Origin of the sequence: Candidatus Ichthyocystis sparus, from assembly GCF_900078745.1 — a bacterium.
GTDB lineage: Bacteria > Pseudomonadota > Gammaproteobacteria > Burkholderiales > 2013Ark19i > Ichthyocystis > Ichthyocystis sparus.
Genome location: NZ_FKII01000049.1, coordinates 56,286 through 76,429 on the forward strand (window position 1 = coordinate 56,286; position 20,144 = coordinate 76,429).

Annotated in this window: 15 protein-coding genes; 2 read left to right on the forward strand and 13 right to left on the reverse strand. The window is 32.1% G+C overall.

What is annotated here, in order from left to right:
- Positions 1-336 precede the first annotated feature (336 nt).
- On the forward strand, positions 337-720 hold the full coding sequence (locus tag A6733_RS04370) for a hypothetical protein (protein WP_092411333.1): 384 nt from the start codon (positions 337-339) through the stop codon (positions 718-720).
- Between the two features lie 63 nt (positions 721-783).
- Entirely contained in the window at positions 784-1,092 is a 309-nt protein-coding gene (locus A6733_RS04375) for a hypothetical protein (RefSeq protein ID WP_092403569.1), read from the forward strand.
- 2,002 nt (positions 1,093-3,094) lie between these two features.
- Here A6733_RS04375 and A6733_RS04380 read toward each other — a convergent pair.
- The 13 genes from A6733_RS04380 to A6733_RS04425 form a co-directional block, all read right to left on the reverse strand.
- Positions 3,095-3,448, reverse strand: a complete 354-nt coding sequence (locus A6733_RS04380; RefSeq protein WP_092460499.1) for a hypothetical protein — start codon at positions 3,446-3,448, stop codon at positions 3,095-3,097.
- Positions 3,449-5,241: 1,793 nt separating this feature from the next.
- Positions 5,242-5,709 carry a hypothetical protein gene (locus tag A6733_RS08285; protein WP_139057574.1) on the reverse strand — a complete coding sequence of 156 codons (468 nt, stop codon included), beginning with the start codon at positions 5,707-5,709 and terminating at the stop codon, positions 5,242-5,244.
- Positions 5,710-5,981: 272 nt separating this feature from the next.
- Positions 5,982-6,344, reverse strand: coding sequence for a hypothetical protein (locus A6733_RS04390; protein WP_092460502.1), 363 nt, complete (start codon positions 6,342-6,344; stop codon positions 5,982-5,984).
- A 290-nt stretch (positions 6,345-6,634) separates the two neighbouring features.
- Positions 6,635-6,769, reverse strand: coding sequence for a hypothetical protein (locus tag A6733_RS09635; protein ID WP_278183841.1), 135 nt, complete (start codon positions 6,767-6,769; stop codon positions 6,635-6,637).
- 1,270 nt (positions 6,770-8,039) lie between these two features.
- Entirely contained in the window at positions 8,040-8,507 is a 468-nt protein-coding gene (locus A6733_RS04395) for a hypothetical protein (protein WP_092411318.1), read from the reverse strand.
- Between the two features lie 534 nt (positions 8,508-9,041).
- Complete coding sequence (locus A6733_RS04400) at positions 9,042-9,239, reverse strand: hypothetical protein (RefSeq protein ID WP_092411317.1); 198 nt, start codon at positions 9,237-9,239, stop codon at positions 9,042-9,044.
- Between the two features lie 2,686 nt (positions 9,240-11,925).
- A complete protein-coding gene (locus A6733_RS04405; protein WP_092411316.1) occupies positions 11,926-12,297 on the reverse strand; it encodes a hypothetical protein in 372 nt (123 codons plus the stop codon).
- 788 nt (positions 12,298-13,085) lie between these two features.
- A complete protein-coding gene (locus A6733_RS04410; protein WP_092411315.1) occupies positions 13,086-13,487 on the reverse strand; it encodes a hypothetical protein in 402 nt (133 codons plus the stop codon).
- A gap of 1,210 nt (positions 13,488-14,697) precedes the next feature.
- Complete coding sequence (locus A6733_RS04415) at positions 14,698-14,880, reverse strand: hypothetical protein (protein ID WP_092411314.1); 183 nt, start codon at positions 14,878-14,880, stop codon at positions 14,698-14,700.
- Between the two features lie 1,830 nt (positions 14,881-16,710).
- Positions 16,711-16,845, reverse strand: a complete 135-nt coding sequence (locus tag A6733_RS09640; RefSeq protein ID WP_278183916.1) for a hypothetical protein — start codon at positions 16,843-16,845, stop codon at positions 16,711-16,713.
- A gap of 1,250 nt (positions 16,846-18,095) precedes the next feature.
- Positions 18,096-18,347 (reverse strand): hypothetical protein, encoded by a 252-nt coding sequence (locus A6733_RS04420; protein ID WP_092411313.1) that lies wholly within the window; start codon positions 18,345-18,347, stop codon positions 18,096-18,098.
- Complete coding sequence (locus A6733_RS08825) at positions 18,319-18,474, reverse strand: hypothetical protein (protein WP_176696769.1); 156 nt, start codon at positions 18,472-18,474, stop codon at positions 18,319-18,321. Before A6733_RS08825 ends, A6733_RS04420 begins: the two co-directional genes overlap by 29 nt.
- Before the next feature lie 1,120 nt (positions 18,475-19,594).
- Positions 19,595-19,909: a hypothetical protein gene (locus tag A6733_RS04425; RefSeq protein WP_092401943.1), complete on the reverse strand. Its 315-nt coding sequence runs from the start codon at positions 19,907-19,909 to the stop codon at positions 19,595-19,597.
- Between the last annotated feature and the right edge of the window lie 235 nt (positions 19,910-20,144).

Sequence of the window (20,144 nt, forward strand, 5' to 3'; positions counted from 1 at the left end):
TAAGTCATTATGTATGAGCAATAAACTAAAGGTAATATTACCTAGTACAAACAAAATTTATGCAAAACATGCAACTAAGATCTTGGAAATTTAAGAAAGTTGGTTCTTAGTTTGTCTGTTAATACTAGGTATTACACTTAGTTTATATACTCTAAAGAGATATTATGATGGTGTTTATGTCTATTTATATTTGTCTCTTCAGGTAGTATTATCTTGTACGTGGTGGTGAGAGATAGGGTTCACAAAAAAATTAATCTTAGCCTCTGTAGGTATAGTAATCCATTCACAAACTGTTCTTTTTTATGCAATAGCTGTAGCTAAAGTACGAGGACTATTATGCCTAATTTGGTTACTCCAGGTTGGAGTTCACCTTACGGAGAAGATAATGTTAGACTGTTGGATGATGACGTTGGTTGCAACTCTGGCGATGTGGATGGGAATGATAGTGCAGTTCGAGAATTAGAAGCATCTACCGCAAATAGTGACGTTGTTTGTATAGCTCAAATGAGTAGAAGATCTTCTATGACTGCATCTTGTAGAAAGATACTAATATCTATCATAGTAACAACTGTTTTACTAATGTTAGTAGCTGCGCTTATGACTTTAATGTATTATTTTAGTAGTAACATAACGGTACTTATATTATGTGTAATTGGATTAAGTTTATTACTATCTATGTTATTGGCATTGCGTGAATTTTATAGTCCTATATTGCTGTAGATATGTATTATTAATCAATTATTTTATTTATATTGCATAGTAATACTACTTAAGGTTAGGATCATGAATAACAAGATTATAGATGGCATGAGGAACAGATTAAGACATGGCATAGAAAATGGAGTTGTTGTATGTATGGTACCTAACAAAAATAAATTTTCTATACAGTGGTGGTTGTTGACACTCTGGTGGGCATCATTAACGTTTGTATCCGTGGGGATCGTTAGTTTCTATTTGCGTAAGATACATGATCACTATAACCCACTTAAAGGATCATCTCAATCCTATCAGGTAAGTTATATAAGAGCCGATAGAAGCAGACGCCAACTTGCGGTATTTGCAGGAGCAGCTGCAATCGCTTATCTATCATAAAATACTTTTGAGGTACGAAATTACAATTGCAATAAAGCTTTTTTATGTTTTTAATTAAGATCTAAAACATAAATTAAATTATTAGTACAGTTATGTACAATCAATAATCATACACTACATAATCAGTAGTATCATACGATAATCAGAGCTATTTTGTAACAATATGAGATAACATGAAATACTAATATCATGCAGGCGATAATTCAATATTTAATTGTTGGTCATTACAGCTGAGAATCCACTATCAATTAAATATTTAGACAGCAACATAACAGCTTCCGTGAGCAAAAATAAAGAATATCTTCCTAGTAAATATACCTCGGACTTCGGTTCCATTAGACAAAGATAAGACTGACGCACAAAACGCTGGTCATAGCAGTATAAACACCAACAGTAAGTCAATTACATCATGCTTGCTTCTATACTTTATGTTTGTTTTATTTGCTACAGGGTTGTTATGGTGTTTATAATCTACTCTATAACAGGTGTAAGCACAGAAGTAATATTTCATTACTGTGCGTGCTTCCTGTGATTGTCGATTGTCCTACGGACGATGAAATTATAGTTATTGTTACCAGCTCCTTTGGTATATAAGTATATTATCAGATTAAAGGAGGCAGCTCACAGCTGTGATATAACATAGCATTGTATAGTAAGTAAAAATATTTTATACACACCATTAACAACCCACTTATAGACAGTAGATAAATAAGGAAAGGCAACAATTATATCCACATTTCACAAACAGCAATTAAGCTTACATTCTATGTAAGCATTCATCACCATGTCTCATATACAAGTGCAAACTACTTTGTTTTTATTTTTATAAAACATAGGCAACGTTACGCATAAAACGCACCGTACAAAGCACCTATCTCCATACAATTGGATGTGTTTGTGTAAAAACACCATATCTCTTTAAGAAAATTACACAATAATTTTTATTTGATAGAGGTAAAAATTGTTGTACATAAAGACATATGGAATAAATATTAATAATTGCAGCCAGTTTCAGCATCATCTTCTACATAATACATTACACTCACCCATTATGTAGCAACTAATTATACAGAAACACGACACATAGGGATAAAATGATATGAAAGTAACAAATCAACTATTAAGACATCAATACAAACAAACCAATACCCGTATATATACTTAAAAAAACACTACAAACAACAGACCATACTGATTAAATAAATCACTAGTCGCAACTTATATAGTATAATTTTAAAGTAAGGTACCTACAAAAAAATCAATAAAATCACAATCTTCTATTTTAGAGTATTTTGTTAAACATAGGAAAATAAAACAATAAATATTTGCATTTAAATAGCGAGAAAAACAACACCACAAAGTTCTATAATTTACAGAATAACGCTTTTAAAATTAATTCTATACCATCAACATCATTGCAAAAAATAATACATTTTATGCAAAAAAGGACCGTACTGAGCATATTGCTGTCCATTAGGCCCAACAATACATACACCTATAGTAAAACTATCTGACTAGCATAACCTATCATCTATATTTATTGTTATAAAACTTACCTTTTTTACATAATAAATATCTTACTCAAGATAAAAAAATCAGATTCTCTTCTCATTCTTTGTTCATCTAGCAGTGATATGCAGATCCCAAACAAACCTGCCAAATTTATTCTTATTCGCATGCTGATTATTAGCATAAGTCACGTTTTAATTATTATTGCAACCTATTTGAAATAGTATATAAATCAGCGCAATTACAAAACTATCATAGCGCAAAATAATCACGTAACACATCGGAAACAATTCACGATCAAATTACCGAAGAGCCATAACCACCTAAGGTATTTAAAGTACACATCTAGAGCTAAATTAATTTCAATGCAGTACATCTGTTTATGAAAAAATAACCAGCTATCAACTTGTAAACACGCACAACAAAATCAAAACAAGAGTACACCAACAGCACTACAAATTATATATCCCTATAGCTCTAGGAACCAACTTGACTATTGCAGATTATAAAATAATGCATAACACGATATCAAAAGAGACAATACCCCTCCCATAATCGAAGAAACTTCAAAATAAAAATCCGGCGGATCATCTGACATAATGAGTCTAACAGCCACAGAAGTTGTCACTACAGCCATAAATGACAGAAGCAAAAATGAAATAAAATCACCTCGATCCACAAAGACAGGAACAGGATCATCATGAACAGGATCATCATGAACAGGATCATCATGGACAGGAGCAGCACGAACAGGAGCAGCGTCGTTAACATCCAACAAATCATCAAGATCACCTATATGAAGCTCGAAACCACCACACAAACATAAACCAGCACCCAAAACAAACATAACATTACCAACCCACAAAAAAATTGTTATACCAAAACACTATTTATGATCACTATAGTGATAATCTAAAATAAGCAACCAAACAACTTACACATTGCATCACTAAATAAAAAAATCAATAAACACCTAAAACCTAAAACCTAAAACCTAAAACCTAAAACCTAAAACCTAAAACCTAAAACCTAAAACCTAACCTACAGTAAAACTACAGTAAAAAAATTATAATTGAGGACACTTGGTTTGGATCTTTTTATGACAATGAGTTATGATAAAAGGTCGAGTCGAAATCTCACCATAATGTATTATAGGTAGGTACAGGAAGGAAATTTTCCCACCAATTACTATTTATACGTATCAGGTCATTACTATGTATTTATACATTCCTAAAAATAATACTTACACATAAAATATGTTTGCAATTACAATTTTTATTAAAAGCTTTTCCGATTTATCACCACTATCTTAAGATTAACCTATCTTCCAACAAACAAAAATGCCTCCGTAGTAAGTTACAATGCTTTATTTCACAATTAATTATTATTTTTTGTTTAGATTGGACAGTTTGCTGGTATTGCTATATATATGCAGTTTATATCTGTGTACACTCCTATATGCTAACAAATCAACTACTAGTTACTCATATTATTTTGTAGGATTGTACAAGAAAAAATGCAATACATAATTACTGTTGCTTATCATAAATTAAATTATTAGTACAGTTCTGTACAATCACTAGTCATATACTACATAATCAGTAGTATCATACGATGATTAGAACTATTTTGTAACAATATGAGATAACATGAAATACTCCTAACATGAAATACTCCTAACATAAAATACTCATATCATGCAGGAGATCATTCAATACTTAATTGTTGGTCACTACAGCTGAGAGTCCACTATCAATTAAATATTTATACAGCAACATACCAGCTTCTGTGAGAAAAAATAAAGAATATCTTTCTAGTAATTATACACATCATTAACAACCCACTTATAGACAGTAGATAAATAAATCAAGGCAACAACTACATACACATTTCATAAATTAGCAATTAAGCAAATTAGCTTTATTCTATGTAAGCATACATCACCACGTCTTGTAGCGATATCATGATACCGCCTGTCCATGTAATAATTTACATAGACAAGTACAAACTTCTTTGTTTTTATAAAATATAAGCAATGCAAATAAAAAAGATGTAGATACCATGTGCTTTGCAGCTACTTAATTTGTATGTTTTCATAGTTAGGCAAGTAATAATCATTTATTACTTGCTACATAGGTAGTAATTTTTATAGGTAATAAATTATTTAGAATCATTTTATATGAGTTACTACAGGTTTTAATGTTTTTAGAATCAATTTAAGTACCATCAACATCGTCGCAAAAATAATGCACTTTATGAAAGCAAGTCTGACTGAAACGATCTACTACCTATACTTATTATCATAATATATAAATCTCCCCCATCAATAAATTTTTTGTTTATCTTTATCTACTAGCAATATGCACGTCCTAAACGCAACTGCCAAACTTATTTTCATTCGCATATTAGTTACCCGCACAAGCCATGGTTCAATTATCAACATAACCTATTTGCAATCATACTTACTAACCCTTTATGACACAAACTGAACATAAATTAGCTCAATTAAGTACTATCAGTTTACGAAAAATATAAACACGACCAGCTACCAACCGACAAACACGCACGACAAAGCCAAAACAGGAGCAAAGCAACCAGTACCACAATTATATATATCACTATAGTTAGGCACCAAACTAACTACAACAGAGCTGGAAGTAACACATAAATCGATATTAAACAAGATAACACCCCCGCAACAACCGAAGAAACCTTAAAATAAAAATCCGGTGGATTATCTGACATAAGGAGTATAGCAGCCACAAAAGTTGTTATCACAGCCATAGATGACAGCAGCAAGAATAAAACATAATCACCTCGACCCGCAAAAAAAGGAGCAGGAGCAGCAACAAGAGGATGGGCAGCATCATCAGGAGCAGGAGCATCATCAGGAGCAGGAGCATCATCAAGAGCAGGAGCAGGAGCAGCATCAGGAGCAGCATCAGGAGCAGGAGCAGCATCAGGAGCAGGAGCAGGAGCAGCATCAGGAGCAGGAGCAACAAGAGGATGAGCAGCAGCAAGAACAGGATCACCTAACAAATCATCAAGCTCACCTACATGAAGCTCGAAACCACCGCACAGACATAGATCAGAGCCCAAAATAAACATACTATTCCAACCTACAATTAAAATTAGTCATACTAAAACTAAAACGCTATTCATATTACTATAGTAATAATCTAAAACAAGCAATCAAACACCTTCCGCCTTGCACTACCGAATAAAAAACTAGTAAGCACCTAACAATCTATACGTAGAGCGTAGCAATAAAAATCAAAATTGTGGGATACTTAGTCTGGATCTCTCTGCGGTAAAAGAGAAGGGCCAAATTAACTTCACACCACTAGGGATTATACGTAGATAGGAGACTTTTCTACCAATTATTGGCTAGTTGCCGCATTGGACACATTATTATAAATAAATTTCTTAGTAATAAGAAGATTTTTCAATCTATCATTACTAATCGCTATTCCCTTTCTTTCCATTAAATCACTCATATAAAAGATATAATATCGTAATATGAAATTTTTTCTACAAGCACTACAAGAATCACTCAATAATTTTATACCAGTAAGCATTAATAAAGAAAAGAATGTTTCAAATGAACAAGTTAAAGACATAGGAAGTAAGGACATAAAATGTTTCTCACTATCCTTGCACCCCTTGATCATAGGAGCTACTATTATCATAGTAGACACTATACTTAACGCGCCACCAACTAATGTTATTTGACTTACAGACATAATTTCCGATATTCCCTCGGTGAACAACATGAATTGCGTAATAAGTTACAAGCAACCTACAATCAAATTTCCAAGAAGTTGCAACTACACAAAGCACACTAAGTACGTACCCAAAGCTACGTTAATTTTAATGCAGCATTATTCTCCTGCCAAAAAATAAACCAATGTCAGCTACCAAATTAAAAATGCTCTCAAACAAGACTAAAATACGCCAACAAACACCACAAATTAGATTAGAGATATATACCTACAATAGATATACACCTCCAAATTAGCCAACAACCTAAACATCACAGAGCAGAATATAATAAACAAAGCACTATCAAAACAAATGATACCGCCCAGATAGTCGAAGAACCAGCAACATAAAAATCCGGAGAATCATTATCCGAGATAAGGAATCTAATAATCGAAGAAATTGACACTACGGCAATAAATTATATCAGCCAAACTAAAACAAACTCAACTTGTTGATCTAAAACAACATGATCATCATCTACATCAGTATCACCGGCTACAATAAGATCATTAGGATCAGCACCCAACAAACCATCAAGATCACCCTGAAGCTCAAAACCACTTCATATACACAAACCAACCCCTAAAATAAATACAGTACTGCCAACCCTCAATTAAAATTATTATACTAAAAGGTTGTTTATTATTGCCCAAAAATCAGAAACAGAAATAACGAACCGTAAGAGATACTCATAGAGAAATTTAGTTTATTTTTTTATGATGACTCTAAAACAAAGGTAAGAGTTGTAACTCCTACACCGCAAGAAGTCTTACATAGATAAGGATATTTTTCTACCAATCACTAGTTGTAGATATCGGACCATTATCATACATTTTTAGTTCTAAAATAATAACACTTACACATAAAATATGATTGCAATTACTACTTTTATTAAAAGTTTTACAATTTATCACTACTATCTGAAGATTAACTACTCTTCCAACAAACAAAAAATACCTTAACTAAAAAAATTATAGATACAATAAAAAAATTGCTATTCCCATTCTTTTAATTAAATCTCTCATAGAGCTCTCGTAAAAAAAATATAGTATTGCAATATGTAATCTTATCTACAGGCTCTACAATAATCACCCAACAGTTTTGGGCCAAAATAATTAATAATTAATGTTGCAAACGAACAAGACAAGCATAGAGTATAATAAAATAAGAACACAAAGTATTTGTCATTATCTTGCTCTACTTGACTAACTATTACCTACTCTTATTACACTTACATAATATCTGATATTATTCAGATGAATAACTGCTCAAAAAAAAAGAGAAAATGTTGTAATAAATAACTCACAGTAATTATGAGCTTAATTATTCACAACATAATAGTATAAAGTCATATATCATCTCAATAAAAAATATAATTGAGGATTACGGTATTATTCATAGTACTTAAGTCTAAGCTTTGCAGGTATCATGCTCGTATATAACAAGTTTAACATCCATAGAGCAGTTGAAACTAACTATATCTATAAGCATTAAAGGAATAAAACTATACAGAGTAAAATGATCAGGATCGAACAAATCATCAAGATTGACTATCTCAGAAAAAAACCTATAACACAAACATGAACCAACACCACAAATAATAATACTAAGTCACAATCAAGATGCTATTGTCACTAATAATTTGATATACCTACCACCATACATTAAGCAACAACCTAACTATCCGTAGCAGCAGACAACAAATAAAGCAATATCAAAAGAGATGATATCATCGAAGAAAAAATAAGTAAAAGGTTAGGAGGATCATCATCAGACACACGAAACCTAACAATCGGAGAATCCGGAGAATCATCAGACATACGAAATCTTACAATCGAAAAAACCCCCACTGCAACCAAAAATAATGCTATAGAAAATAAAATAACCTCACTTCGCCCATAAACAACAAGATCATCATCAACTGCAGCAAAATCATCACCAACTGCAACCAGACCATCATCCACTGCAGCAAAATCATCATCAGCTGCAGCAAAATCATCATCAGCTGCAGCAAAATCATCATCAGCTGCAGCAAAACCATCATCAACGGCAGCAAGATCATCAGCAATAGCAAAACCATCAAGGTCACCTATATCAGGATCAAAACCACCACATAAACACAAACCAGCACCCAAAATAAGCATATTACCATCAACTCATAACTAAAGTCATTATACTAAAACGCTATTTATATTTACTGTTACCACAATCATAATAGAAAACAAGCAACCAAAAAACTCCATATTACACTACTAAGAACAGCGCCCAACATCCCACACATAACAAAGATCACAATAGAAGTAACAACAAACTCAACTTAAAGTTACAATATCAATATTAGTAGTACTTAAATTTCGTCAAATCACCAAGACTGACTATTTCAAACATAAGATCCACCACGCAGGCTCTACTACATAGGCATAAATTAACGCCACAAATAAAACTAAAACAATGATCATAAATATGTACTTATTTAACTCAACAAAAACAATTAAGCCCCAACTTAACCAGTCTTATTTTTAGAGTTTAGTTAAACTATCTACAAAAAAACAAGTCAAATTACAAACAAGAGCATATCAATAAATGCTATAAATTAAACATATCCCTGTAATCAATAATCAATCCAAACATCACATAGTAGTAGGCAACAAATAGAACACGATCAAAAAAGAAGACATCTACGCAATCACCACAGATGCCATAGAGTAAAAATCAGTAAGTTCATTTAAGATGATGAATTCAACACATGAAGAAAACCCTAATATAGCCAAAAGTAACGAAAGCGAAAGTATAATAGAATTACCGAGACCTATAAAAGCAACAGCAGGAACAGTAGTAGCGGCGGCAACAAGAGCAAGTATCATCTCACAAATCACCAGGCCCACCTACACATAGATACATACCAGAAACCAAAATAAACGTATTATAAATCAACTCTCAACTAAAATTAGTTTAACATCATTTATTGTCGATACAGTAACAATATAAATAGAAAGAAAATAATCAATCAAACAACTACCCCTTGCACTACCCAAAAAAATCAACAAGCACCCAACACCACACCTACAGAGATACAATTGTAATTGCAAAACACTTAGTCTCATATATTTTCATGACAAAAGAATGGCTCTAAGTAATAATAAAAACCAGTGGGCATTGTATGTAGGTAGGAAATTTTCTACCAATTATTAAGTTACTACATTGTATGCATTATTATACAATATTTATCGATAAAAATATCACTTGATGTATTAAATATGTTGAAAGTTACTGCTTTTACTAAAATTTTCCTAATTTATCACTATTATTTAAATAATTAAATTCTCTTTGCACCAAACAAAAAAACACCTCCATAAAAACAAAAATACCACGCACAGCAAAGAAATTGTTGTTCCTATTATTTTAATTAAACCTTACATACAACCTTCCATATAAAAAATATAGTATTATCATAGTATGTAGTTTTCTCTAAAAGCTCTACAATAATCACTATGATAAAACTAGAGTATTTAATGCCAAAAACATTAATGACAAATGTTACAAACCAATAAATTAACCGTATATAGGTTAATAACATAGTCAGCTATAGTTTAATTATTGCCATAATCTGCTTGCAATTAGATTTATTAATCTTTCACTACACAAGTTGGATATCAATCAGCACAATTACAAAACTATCGTATAGCAAAACAGATATATCTAACACTCATCTAAAGTTATATTTAATCTAGATGCAATATTATTTTTCTTACGAAAAGAACACGATCAGCTCTAGCAACTGGAAAGCACGCATGACAGAGCCAAAACAACAGCACACCAATCAGTATTACAAATTAGATATGCCCCCATAATTAGATAAGACTATAACTAAATAACAAATAAGGAAATCAATATCAAAAAAGACAACACACCCGCTACAAACGAATAAATACCAAGATAAAAATCAGAATAATCATCCGACACAAATAACATAATATTCTAATAAATTGCTACAGCAGACAAAAATAATGCCAGAAAAATTAAAAATCTCTCTTCACTCAGGAACAGGCTGGTGTAATTTTAAACCTTAAGATCATCTGTGTGTAAGGATCAGCTCTAAAGCCGCCGCACAGATACGAACCAGCACCTAAATAAAGATACTATTAACAGTACAAAATTAAAACCTACTACCTACCATCATAGTACTACGCTAAAATGTAATAGTTATTATAGTAGTATAAAACAAGCAATCAAATAACTCCTTATTGCTCTACCGAATAAAAAAACCATAAGCAACAAATATCTCACCCTCAACAATAAAACCAGAATCGCAAAGCGCCTAAGTTTAGCTTATTTTACGATAAAAGAAGAACTGAATTGTAATTTCATACCGCTAACGATTCTAGGCAAGCATAGCACATAGCAAATGTAGGAGACCTGTATACCAATTAACAGCTAATGTATCGGTTAACCATTATTTTAGTGGTAAAAAAATAAGCATTAATACATAAAATATGTTGCAATTACTGCTTTTATTAAAATCTTTTACAAGCTATCACTGCTATTTGAATATTCACTATCACTTACAACAAACAGGAAATGATTTACATAAAAACAAAGATCACAGATACAGTAAAAAATCATTATTTTTTACTAAATTTCTCATAACTCTCATATAAAAATATAATATCGCAATATGTAATTTTATCTACAAGATATGCGACAATAACACAGATATTTTATGACAAAAGCATTGATAAATAATGTTTCAAATAAACAAATTAAATCCATAGATAGTAAGAACACAAAATGTTTGGTTTGTCATTATTTTGACTTGATTAACTAGAATCTACTATTAGTATGCTAGACACTACACTTATATTTTGTCAAACATAGGTAAATAGGACAATAAATCTTTGCATTTAAAGAGCAAATATTAAACAATAACTAGAGAGTTTTTTTATTTACAGAATGATATTTTTAAAATTAACCCTGGTGCCACCAACTCCACTGAAAACACAAAAACAACGCACCTTGCGCAATTAAAGTATGTACTGAGCCCATCGTTGTTAATTAAGCTTTAAAATACACATAGATAGTAAAATTCTCTTATGAGAAGAATCCTGTTACCATATAAATATAACGCCCAAGATAAAAACCTTACTCACTTCCCATTTTTTGTTCATCCATTAGGAATGCTCATATCCCAAATGTACTTGCCAAGTTTATTTTTATTCTTATGTTATGCTGACCACACCAACCATCATTATAACCGATTTCCAATTATATTTATTAAGCACACAAACAGAATACCAATTAGCATAATTACAAAATTATCACAGCTACAGCTCAAAACGATCGCATAACACATTGACATGATCTATAGTCAAATCTCTTAATAATTGACAACAAAGTCATAAGCACGAAATACACTAGGTACAAATACAAGGCTACATTAATTTAAGCTCAGGACTACTTGCTTACAAAAATGTAACCACAATTAGCTACCAATTAGCAAATACGTACAACAAAGCAAAAAATTAAATATAAAATAATCACTACAATTAGCCAACAATATAACTATCACAGATCAGAATACAATAAACAAATAGACACCAAAACATATGATGCCGCCCCGACAATCGAAGAAATCGAAAGATAAAAATACGGAGGATCAGCCAAAATAAGTAATCCAACAATAGAAGAAACTGATACTGCGGCCATAAATAATGCTAGAGAAAATAAAATAATCTTACTTAGATCAATAGGAGCAGCAAGATCATCAATATCAAGAGGGGCATCAAGATCGGCAATATTAAGAGGAGCAGCAAGATCGTCAATATCAAGAGGATCAACAAGATCATCAGGTTCGTCAACATCCAACAAATCACCAAGATTGCCTACACCAAGCTCGAATCCACCAGATAGACATAAATCAGACCCCAAAATAAACATGTTATCACCAATCAACAACTAAATTATTAACTAATAATGTTATTATTATAGTCACAACCATCGTACTACCAATAAAAAAACATCACATCTGAAACAATAACATCAAAACAGCAACAGTAATAAAACCAGCACTGGAAGTGCACTTAGCTTGATTCTTTTATAACAATAACAAAAAAATGTCGGAGTAATTTCACATCTCTAAGAATTGTACATAGACACAGGATACTTTCCTACCAATCATTGCTTGCTGTATTGGTCAACTATTATTAGTTTAATGAATAACATACTCAGTGCTCATAAAAAAGTTATAGTAAACATTACAAGAAATAACCCACGGCAACCATGATCGCAGTTATTCGTAACAAATACTGTCACTACTATCTTAATAGAAGTAACAATAAACCTGATTAAAAATCTCAGTATTCGTAGTAGTTAAATCTGGGTTTTATAGATCATATTTATATGTAACAAAACTCTTATACAGAACAGATTATAGGCAGGTAGTGTTAGTTTTTTATTATTATAACCATCTATTATAAAATATTTATCTAAACATGGGCAAACACTTTACACTTAAATAGTAAGTATGGTAAGCAGCAACACTAAAAAGTATATTTGCAGAATAATTATTTAGAAATTAATTTCATCACCGTAGCGAAAACAATTAACTTTACGCAAAAAATCCCCACAGAGACTTATTTGTAATTAACTCATAAATTGAATACAAAATCAGCTCAACTAAAACCATCATAGAGAACAAAATAACTGCAGGGCGCGTTGGGAACGATTTACAGGACATGATATAACAAATAAACCAACATACAAGCAGACAACGCCAACTCGAAAAGAGCAGAATTCAGAAGATGCTCATCCCAATAAGAATTTGACATATATAACAAAGAAAACGAAGAAATTGCAGCTGAAACCAACAACACTGACAGAGAAAACAAAATAAACCCATATCGACGCAGCCCAAAAGGATTACCAGCTATAACAGGATTATCAGCCACAACAGGATCATCATCAGGGAAAACAAGATCATCATCATCAGGGAAAACAAGATCATCATCATCATCAGGGAAAACAAAATCATTAGGATCACCAACTTCCAACAAAGCAGCAAGATCACCTACATCAGGTACAGGCTCAAAACCACCACACAGACACAAAGCAGCACACAAAGTAAACATACTACCACCAACCCATAACTAAAATTATTATGCTGAACATGTTATTTATTACTATTGCAGTCACAATCTAAAATAAGAAATCAAACAGCCAACCCTTGCACTACCAAGAAGAAAATCAATAATCCACAACCTAGATACAACAATAAAACTATGGTTGCGAGGTCTTAGTCCGCTCTTTTTATAGCACTCACAACCACACCGCAGTGTACAATGTAAATGTTGAGTTAGATATAGTATGTGAATTATATACCTCTTTATTAACTACTAATTACTGTGAATAATTTACCACTACCTAATATAAAAAAACGTATTATCGTAATATTTAATTTCTCTACAATACCTACAAAAATTACTCATCAATCCTATATTACAAGCATTAATTAAAGAAGAACGTTTCAAACTAACAAGCTAAACTTATAGAGAGTAAAAACACAAAATACTTGTCACTATCTTGCAGCACTTTACTAACTGGAATCTACTCCTAGTGTACCGGGCAAACTCAATACACTACCTACCAATCCTATTGTAATTACAAACAATATCAACTGAATAAAACGTTGGGAGCAATATGCAGCCAAATTTACAAAGAGTTGCAACTACAAAATACAGCATGCACCCAGAGCTGTGTTAATTTTTAAACGAGACCAGTTATCAACTGGGAAATATGCACAACAAAAATACCCCCCACCAATGCCACAAAAATTACATATATCCCTATAATCAAGCAGCAACCTAACTATCACAGATCAAAACATAACAAAAAGCAAAGAGGCATCAAAATAAGTCATGCCTCGATAATAGAAGAACCAGCAAGATAAGAATCGGTAGAGTTATTATCTAATATCACACAAATACGATACCAATTAGTGCAATTGCAAAATTATCACGACGCAAAATAGTAGCATAACTCGTTGGTAGTGATATATAGTCAAATTTACAAAAAATCTCTAATAGATACCCATAACCACACAAGGTAAACTAGGCACACATCTAAATCTATGTTAATTTCAACGCAGGACTATTTGATTACAAAAAATGTAAATACGATCAGCTGCCTATTGGCAAATACGTACAACAAGGCAGAAACAAGATCCCACCAAACCAATACTACAAATTAAATATAAAATATATCACTACAACTAGCTAACAATATACGTATCACGGAGTAGAGTACAATAAGGTATAAAAAAAATGATGCCGCCTCGATAACCTAAAAAATCGCAGGATAAAAATCCAGATGATCACCCAACACAAGTAATCTAACAATCGAAGAAGTTGCTGCTACAACTATAAATAATGATATCAAAAATAAAATAATATCACTTCTATCAAAAAGAGCAAAATTATCAGGATCGGCAATATCAAGAGTAGCAAGAAACATCGGCAGGTTCATCGACATCCTAAACATACTATCATCAACCAATCAACGATTAAATTATTAACTAAAACGCTATTATTATAGTCACAACCGTTGTACCACCCTCAAAAACAAATACCACATCTAAAACAGCAATAACACAATAGCAAAAAAACCAGTACTAGAAGTACATTTAGCTTGATTCTTTTATAACAAAACAAAGTCCAGGGGTGCAATTTCACATCTAATAAGAATTACACATAGACACAAGGTACTTTTATACTAATCATTAGTTACTGTATTGGTCAACTATTACTAGTTTAATGAACAACATGCTCAGTGCTCAAAAAAAAGTTATAGCAAACGTTATAAAGAGATAGCCCACTACAACTATGTAGATAGCTAACGGTAACACACTATCATTACTATCTTAATGAAAGTAATAATAAACTTAATTGAAAATCGCAGTATTCATGGTATTTAAACCTGGTTTTTGTAGACCATATTTATATGTAACAAAACTCGTACTCGTATATAAAACAAATTTAACAGCCATATCAATTGACATTATATCTATAAATATTAAAAAAAAGAAAAAATTTCTAAAAATTACATTATTAGAAAGCAAAAGATCAGGAACGCCACAATAAAATCATCAAGATTAACTACCGCATATATTTAAAAAAACTCTGCAAATAACCATATTAGCTCACAATTAAAACACGAAACATTAACATTATCGGTATGACACACGACCAATAAAAGTAAATAAAAAAAATCACTCTCTCATTAATTAATAAAGTAAAACAATAATCATAAATATGTATCTATTTAAAGTGACAAAAGAAACCAAGTTGCAACTTACCTGGTTTTTTTAGAGCAAGAAATCTGCAAAAACGAATCAGATTATAACATTACATTACAAAATATTTTGTTGGATATATACAGATAGCACAATAAACGCTTGCATTTAATTAGTAAAATAAGTATGCACTAACTAGTATTAGATATTATGGAATGATATTCTTCTTTATAATTATTAGTACCATAAACGCCACCGTAAAAACAACGCATTTTACTCAACTAAAACTTGTACTAAGCATAGTATTTCTCATTAGGTTTTTATTTACAATACATACACCGATGACAAATTTATTTTTATTGGCACGTTGTGCATGTTACATTACTTAAGAAAATGCAAATTATATTTTAATTATCGTTATAATTCATCTGTAATTAGATTTATTAACACAAATACACAAGCAGTAATAACCACGCAAGATACGTCAAGCACGCATCTAAACTGGATTAATTTCTATTCAACACATCATCCGCTTATGAAAATAAGATATAAGCACGGTCAGCAATGCAAATAGCAAACACGTATGTAAGCCGAAATAGGAAATAATCAACCAGTACTACAAATTAGATATGTCACTATATATTAGGCACCAACACAACTATCACATAACATAATAAATAAAGAAATATCTAAAGAAGAAATATCACCTAGATAAATGAAAAACCGAGAGGATAAAAATCAGTAGGACAACCGACACTACAACCAATAATAACGCCAGTGAAGACAAAATAAAACCTCTTTCCACTCTAAGACAATAGAAGCAACTGAGAAACAAGACCCTTAACAGATTCGCACCTAACAAACCATCAACATCAGCCGTCTCTAATAATAGGATAAAGTGCTATAAAAAGGATAGCACTATCAAATACAAATGACAAATAAACTTCAATATACGACCCAGCATTACCTAACACAGAGTATGAAACAGACAGAAAACACCCTAACAAAACCGTAGACAACGCTATAGAAAAATTAAAATAAAACGATTCGGGCCTACAAGGAGCCTAAATTCGGCCACAGCGGATAACTTCCCTAAAATCTCTAAAAACAAAAGGAACAGGTTCAAGATCATCAGAGAAAACAAGACCACCTAGATCACCTATATCTGGCGAAACCACCGCGTAGATACAAACCACCACCCAAAATAATCATATTATTAATCGACTCATAATTAGAAGCGTTATACCAAAGATCCAAAGATGTTATTTACACACTATAGCCATAACCTAAAATAAGAAATCAAACAACTTGCTGCTGCACTACTAAACAAAATCAATAAGCAACCAACACTACAAACATAACAACAATATTAGAATTACAATATACTACCTAATTCGTGATAAAAAAATATAGAATAGAAGCGTCAGGAGCACAGACTAACTGTCAGGATTATAGTTAGCTAATTAAAAATTATTTTTTATTAATTAACCGCCCATCGCCAAGAATCCGGAAAGAAGACGCAGGGGATAAGGGACATAGGAGGCTTTTCTGCCAATTATTAGACAACATATTGAATAGCAATTAGCACACTCTTTAGTGATAAAAACATCAACTATACAATACATAAAATATTGTGTTTGCAGTTAATGATTATATCTATCAAAATTCTTTACATTTATTTACAATTTACAACTGCTATTCTAGGATTAATCATTTTCTACAAGAGTCTCTCCTTATAACAAACAAAAAAATTCCTCCATAAAAAAATAAAAATCACAACAGTAAAAAAATTACCACCACTGCTCTTTTTTTAATTAAATACCTCATAAAAAATATCGTTCTTGTATATATGTAATTTTCTCTAAAATTTTCACAAGTATGGGTCAATACCTAGATAACTTTATGCCAAAGGCACTGACTACGAATACTTAAACCTAATAAGTTAAACATATAATATACAGCAACTATTAACTTGGCCATTCATAAAACATGTCATACACCGTCTTAATAAAAGTGAAAATAAATATAACTTAAAACTTCGGTATTAGCAGTACTTAAAATTTGTTTATAATATATACCATAAACCTAAAATCATCTGACAAACATTGACGTGCCACCTATAATGCGCGTTCCTTACATAATAAATATCTTACGTAAGACCCCAAGAACCAGGCCTCTCGTTATTTTTTGTTCATCTGCTGGCAATGTGCATGTCCCAAATGCACCTCTGATAAATTTATCCTTACCCGTATGTTATATTATCCGTACAAGTTATATTCTAATTATTGTTAGAACTTATTTGTAATTAGTTATTTAATATCTTAATACATAGATCAAATATCAATTAGAGAAACTACAAAACCACCTTGGCCAGCAACCGACAAATACGCATGACAAGAAAGAGTGCATAACCGCACTACAAATTAGTCATACCACCATAAACCAGGCACTAATCTAGTTGTTTACGGCCAAAAAGTAGCACACGAACCAGTACCAAAAAACACAACAACCCACAAACAATTAAAGAAGTTCCAAATTGGAAAACAAGACTTGGGAGACCATCCAACCGAAGGAGTACACCAGCAACATATAAAGTCGCAGACGATATCAGCAAAAATAAAACAAAGTCACCTTGATCCGGAAGGACAACTGGATCAGCAGCACCATCGGGATCAGCAGCAGCAACAACACCAAGCACCATCAGGATCGGCAGCAGCAGCAGCACCAGGATCTGCAAAATCCAACTCACCATCTAACAAGGCATCAAAACCATCTACACGAGGTCCTAGACCACCGCATAGACACAAAGCAGATCCCGAAATAAACATATTATTACCAATTCGCAATTAAAATTATTGTACTAAAATGTCACTTTATTATTACTATAATCAGTAATTATTACCACAATCACTACCGAAAACAAGCAATCAAATAACCTCCTCCCACTGCCAAACAAAATACACCCAACACCCAATCTGTAGCAAGAAAACAGAGTAGCAGAATATTTAGTTTGGCTTCTTGTGGTAATGATAAAAAAGGACAGGGTTATAACTCATATCCTTCCCACTCCACACGAGACCATACATAGGAAGGAGAATTCTCCATCAACTAATTATTCTAATCACTATATTCAGCAATTATTATATACTTCTTAGTGTTAAGGATAACACCTATACATAAAATATGTTTGCAATTATTAACTTTTATTAAAATTTTTCCCAACTTTACTACTCACCACTGCTTGAAGATTCATTACTCTTTAAAATTTTACAACAAACAAAAATGTTTCGGTAAAAACAAAGATCACATACGAAACAGAGTAAGGAAATGGCCGCTCCTGTTATAGCCATTCCTGTTCTTTTTCTAATTAAACATCCCACAGAGCAAAAAAACTATCGCATCAAAATGTAACATCGCAACATGTAATTTTCTCTATAAAAAATACAATAATTGCTCAACAGTTGAGTGCCAAAGTTATTAATGGATTAATGCTTCAAATAAACAAGTTAATCCCACAGAGAGTAGGAACACAAAATTTTTGTTACTACATACCACATCCTATTGCATATCAAAAACGTAGTCTATGGTATTAGAGCACATTATACTTGTTACCAAGTATGTTCAGAAAAAACTGTTAGAAGTACTGCGCGAAGCAGACTACGGCAAAAACAACATGCATAAATGTATAAAAAACACATGTTACAACAAATAAAAAATGGTCGCAGGCAAATATACTAATAAAACAAACCACATGCTAAACTGAGAAATTATTAGAGAGGGATAGAGGGAAAAAGAAAAATAAATTACCACGCGCTATATCAACAAAACACACTCCCTCAAGTATGCCAATAATTTTAATCCTCAGCTAATATCTGCAGCAATTGCTGTAGATATTGGATACCCTTTTGCTCTACATATAAAGCAAAGACTCAAAAATCATGAAAACCATCAGAGCGAGAGCATTACAGCAGCGAAAAAAAGGAGAAAATAAGATATTGTTCTCATGGTACTTAAATCTGGGCTATGCGGACCATATTCATACACAATAAAAGCGGTCATAGCAGTTGAACCCATAGCTAGAAGCATTGAAAAAAAGAAAAGATTCCTAAAAACAGCATTATTCAAAGGTGGGGGACCGAGATCATGATCAGGATCAAGAACGGGATCGGGGTCGGGCTCAAGAACGGGAACGGGATCAGGGATGGGAGCTGGAACGGGACCAAGAACTGGAACTGGATCAAACAAATCACCAATATCGGCCATCTCGGTTATAAAACCGCTGCATAAACCAACGTTACAAATAATCATCTCAACTCACAATTAAAATTATCTTTTACTAGAACATTACTGTCACTATAATTTAAAACAATCAATGAAATAACTCGCACTACCCAAACAACAAGCACAGATACATACCTGCTTAATAGGAATCCGGTCATACCTTAATTAATCTAGTTATTTTACAATAAATGGTCTACGAAAAAACGGGCAAAGTCTA

What these genes read in the sequence shown, in the direction of transcription:
- A6733_RS04370 (WP_092411333.1), top strand. Translation starts at nt 337, where the DNA reads ATGCCTAATTTGGTTACTCCAGGTTGGAGTTCACCTTACGGAGAAGAT.
- A6733_RS04375 (WP_092403569.1), top strand. Translation starts at nt 784, where the DNA reads ATGAATAACAAGATTATAGATGGCATGAGGAACAGATTAAGACATGGC.
- A6733_RS04380 (WP_092460499.1), bottom strand. Translation starts at nt 3,448, where the DNA reads ATGTTTGTTTTGGGTGCTGGTTTATGTTTGTGTGGTGGTTTCGAGCTT.
- A6733_RS08285 (WP_139057574.1), bottom strand. Translation starts at nt 5,709, where the DNA reads ATGTTTATTTTGGGCTCTGATCTATGTCTGTGCGGTGGTTTCGAGCTT.
- A6733_RS04390 (WP_092460502.1), bottom strand. Translation starts at nt 6,344, where the DNA reads ATGTCTGTAAGTCAAATAACATTAGTTGGTGGCGCGTTAAGTATAGTG.
- A6733_RS04395 (WP_092411318.1), bottom strand. Translation starts at nt 8,507, where the DNA reads ATGCTTATTTTGGGTGCTGGTTTGTGTTTATGTGGTGGTTTTGATCCT.
- A6733_RS04405 (WP_092411316.1), bottom strand. Translation starts at nt 12,297, where the DNA reads ATGTTTATTTTGGGGTCTGATTTATGTCTATCTGGTGGATTCGAGCTT.
- A6733_RS04410 (WP_092411315.1), bottom strand. Translation starts at nt 13,487, where the DNA reads ATGTTTACTTTGTGTGCTGCTTTGTGTCTGTGTGGTGGTTTTGAGCCT.
- A6733_RS04415 (WP_092411314.1), bottom strand. Translation starts at nt 14,880, where the DNA reads ATGAACCTGCCGATGTTTCTTGCTACTCTTGATATTGCCGATCCTGAT.
- A6733_RS04420 (WP_092411313.1), bottom strand. Translation starts at nt 18,347, where the DNA reads ATGGTGCTTGGTGTTGTTGCTGCTGCTGATCCCGATGGTGCTGCTGAT.
- A6733_RS08825 (WP_176696769.1), bottom strand. Translation starts at nt 18,474, where the DNA reads ATGTTTATTTCGGGATCTGCTTTGTGTCTATGCGGTGGTCTAGGACCT.
- A6733_RS04425 (WP_092401943.1), bottom strand. Translation starts at nt 19,909, where the DNA reads ATGGCCGATATTGGTGATTTGTTTGATCCAGTTCCAGTTCTTGGTCCC.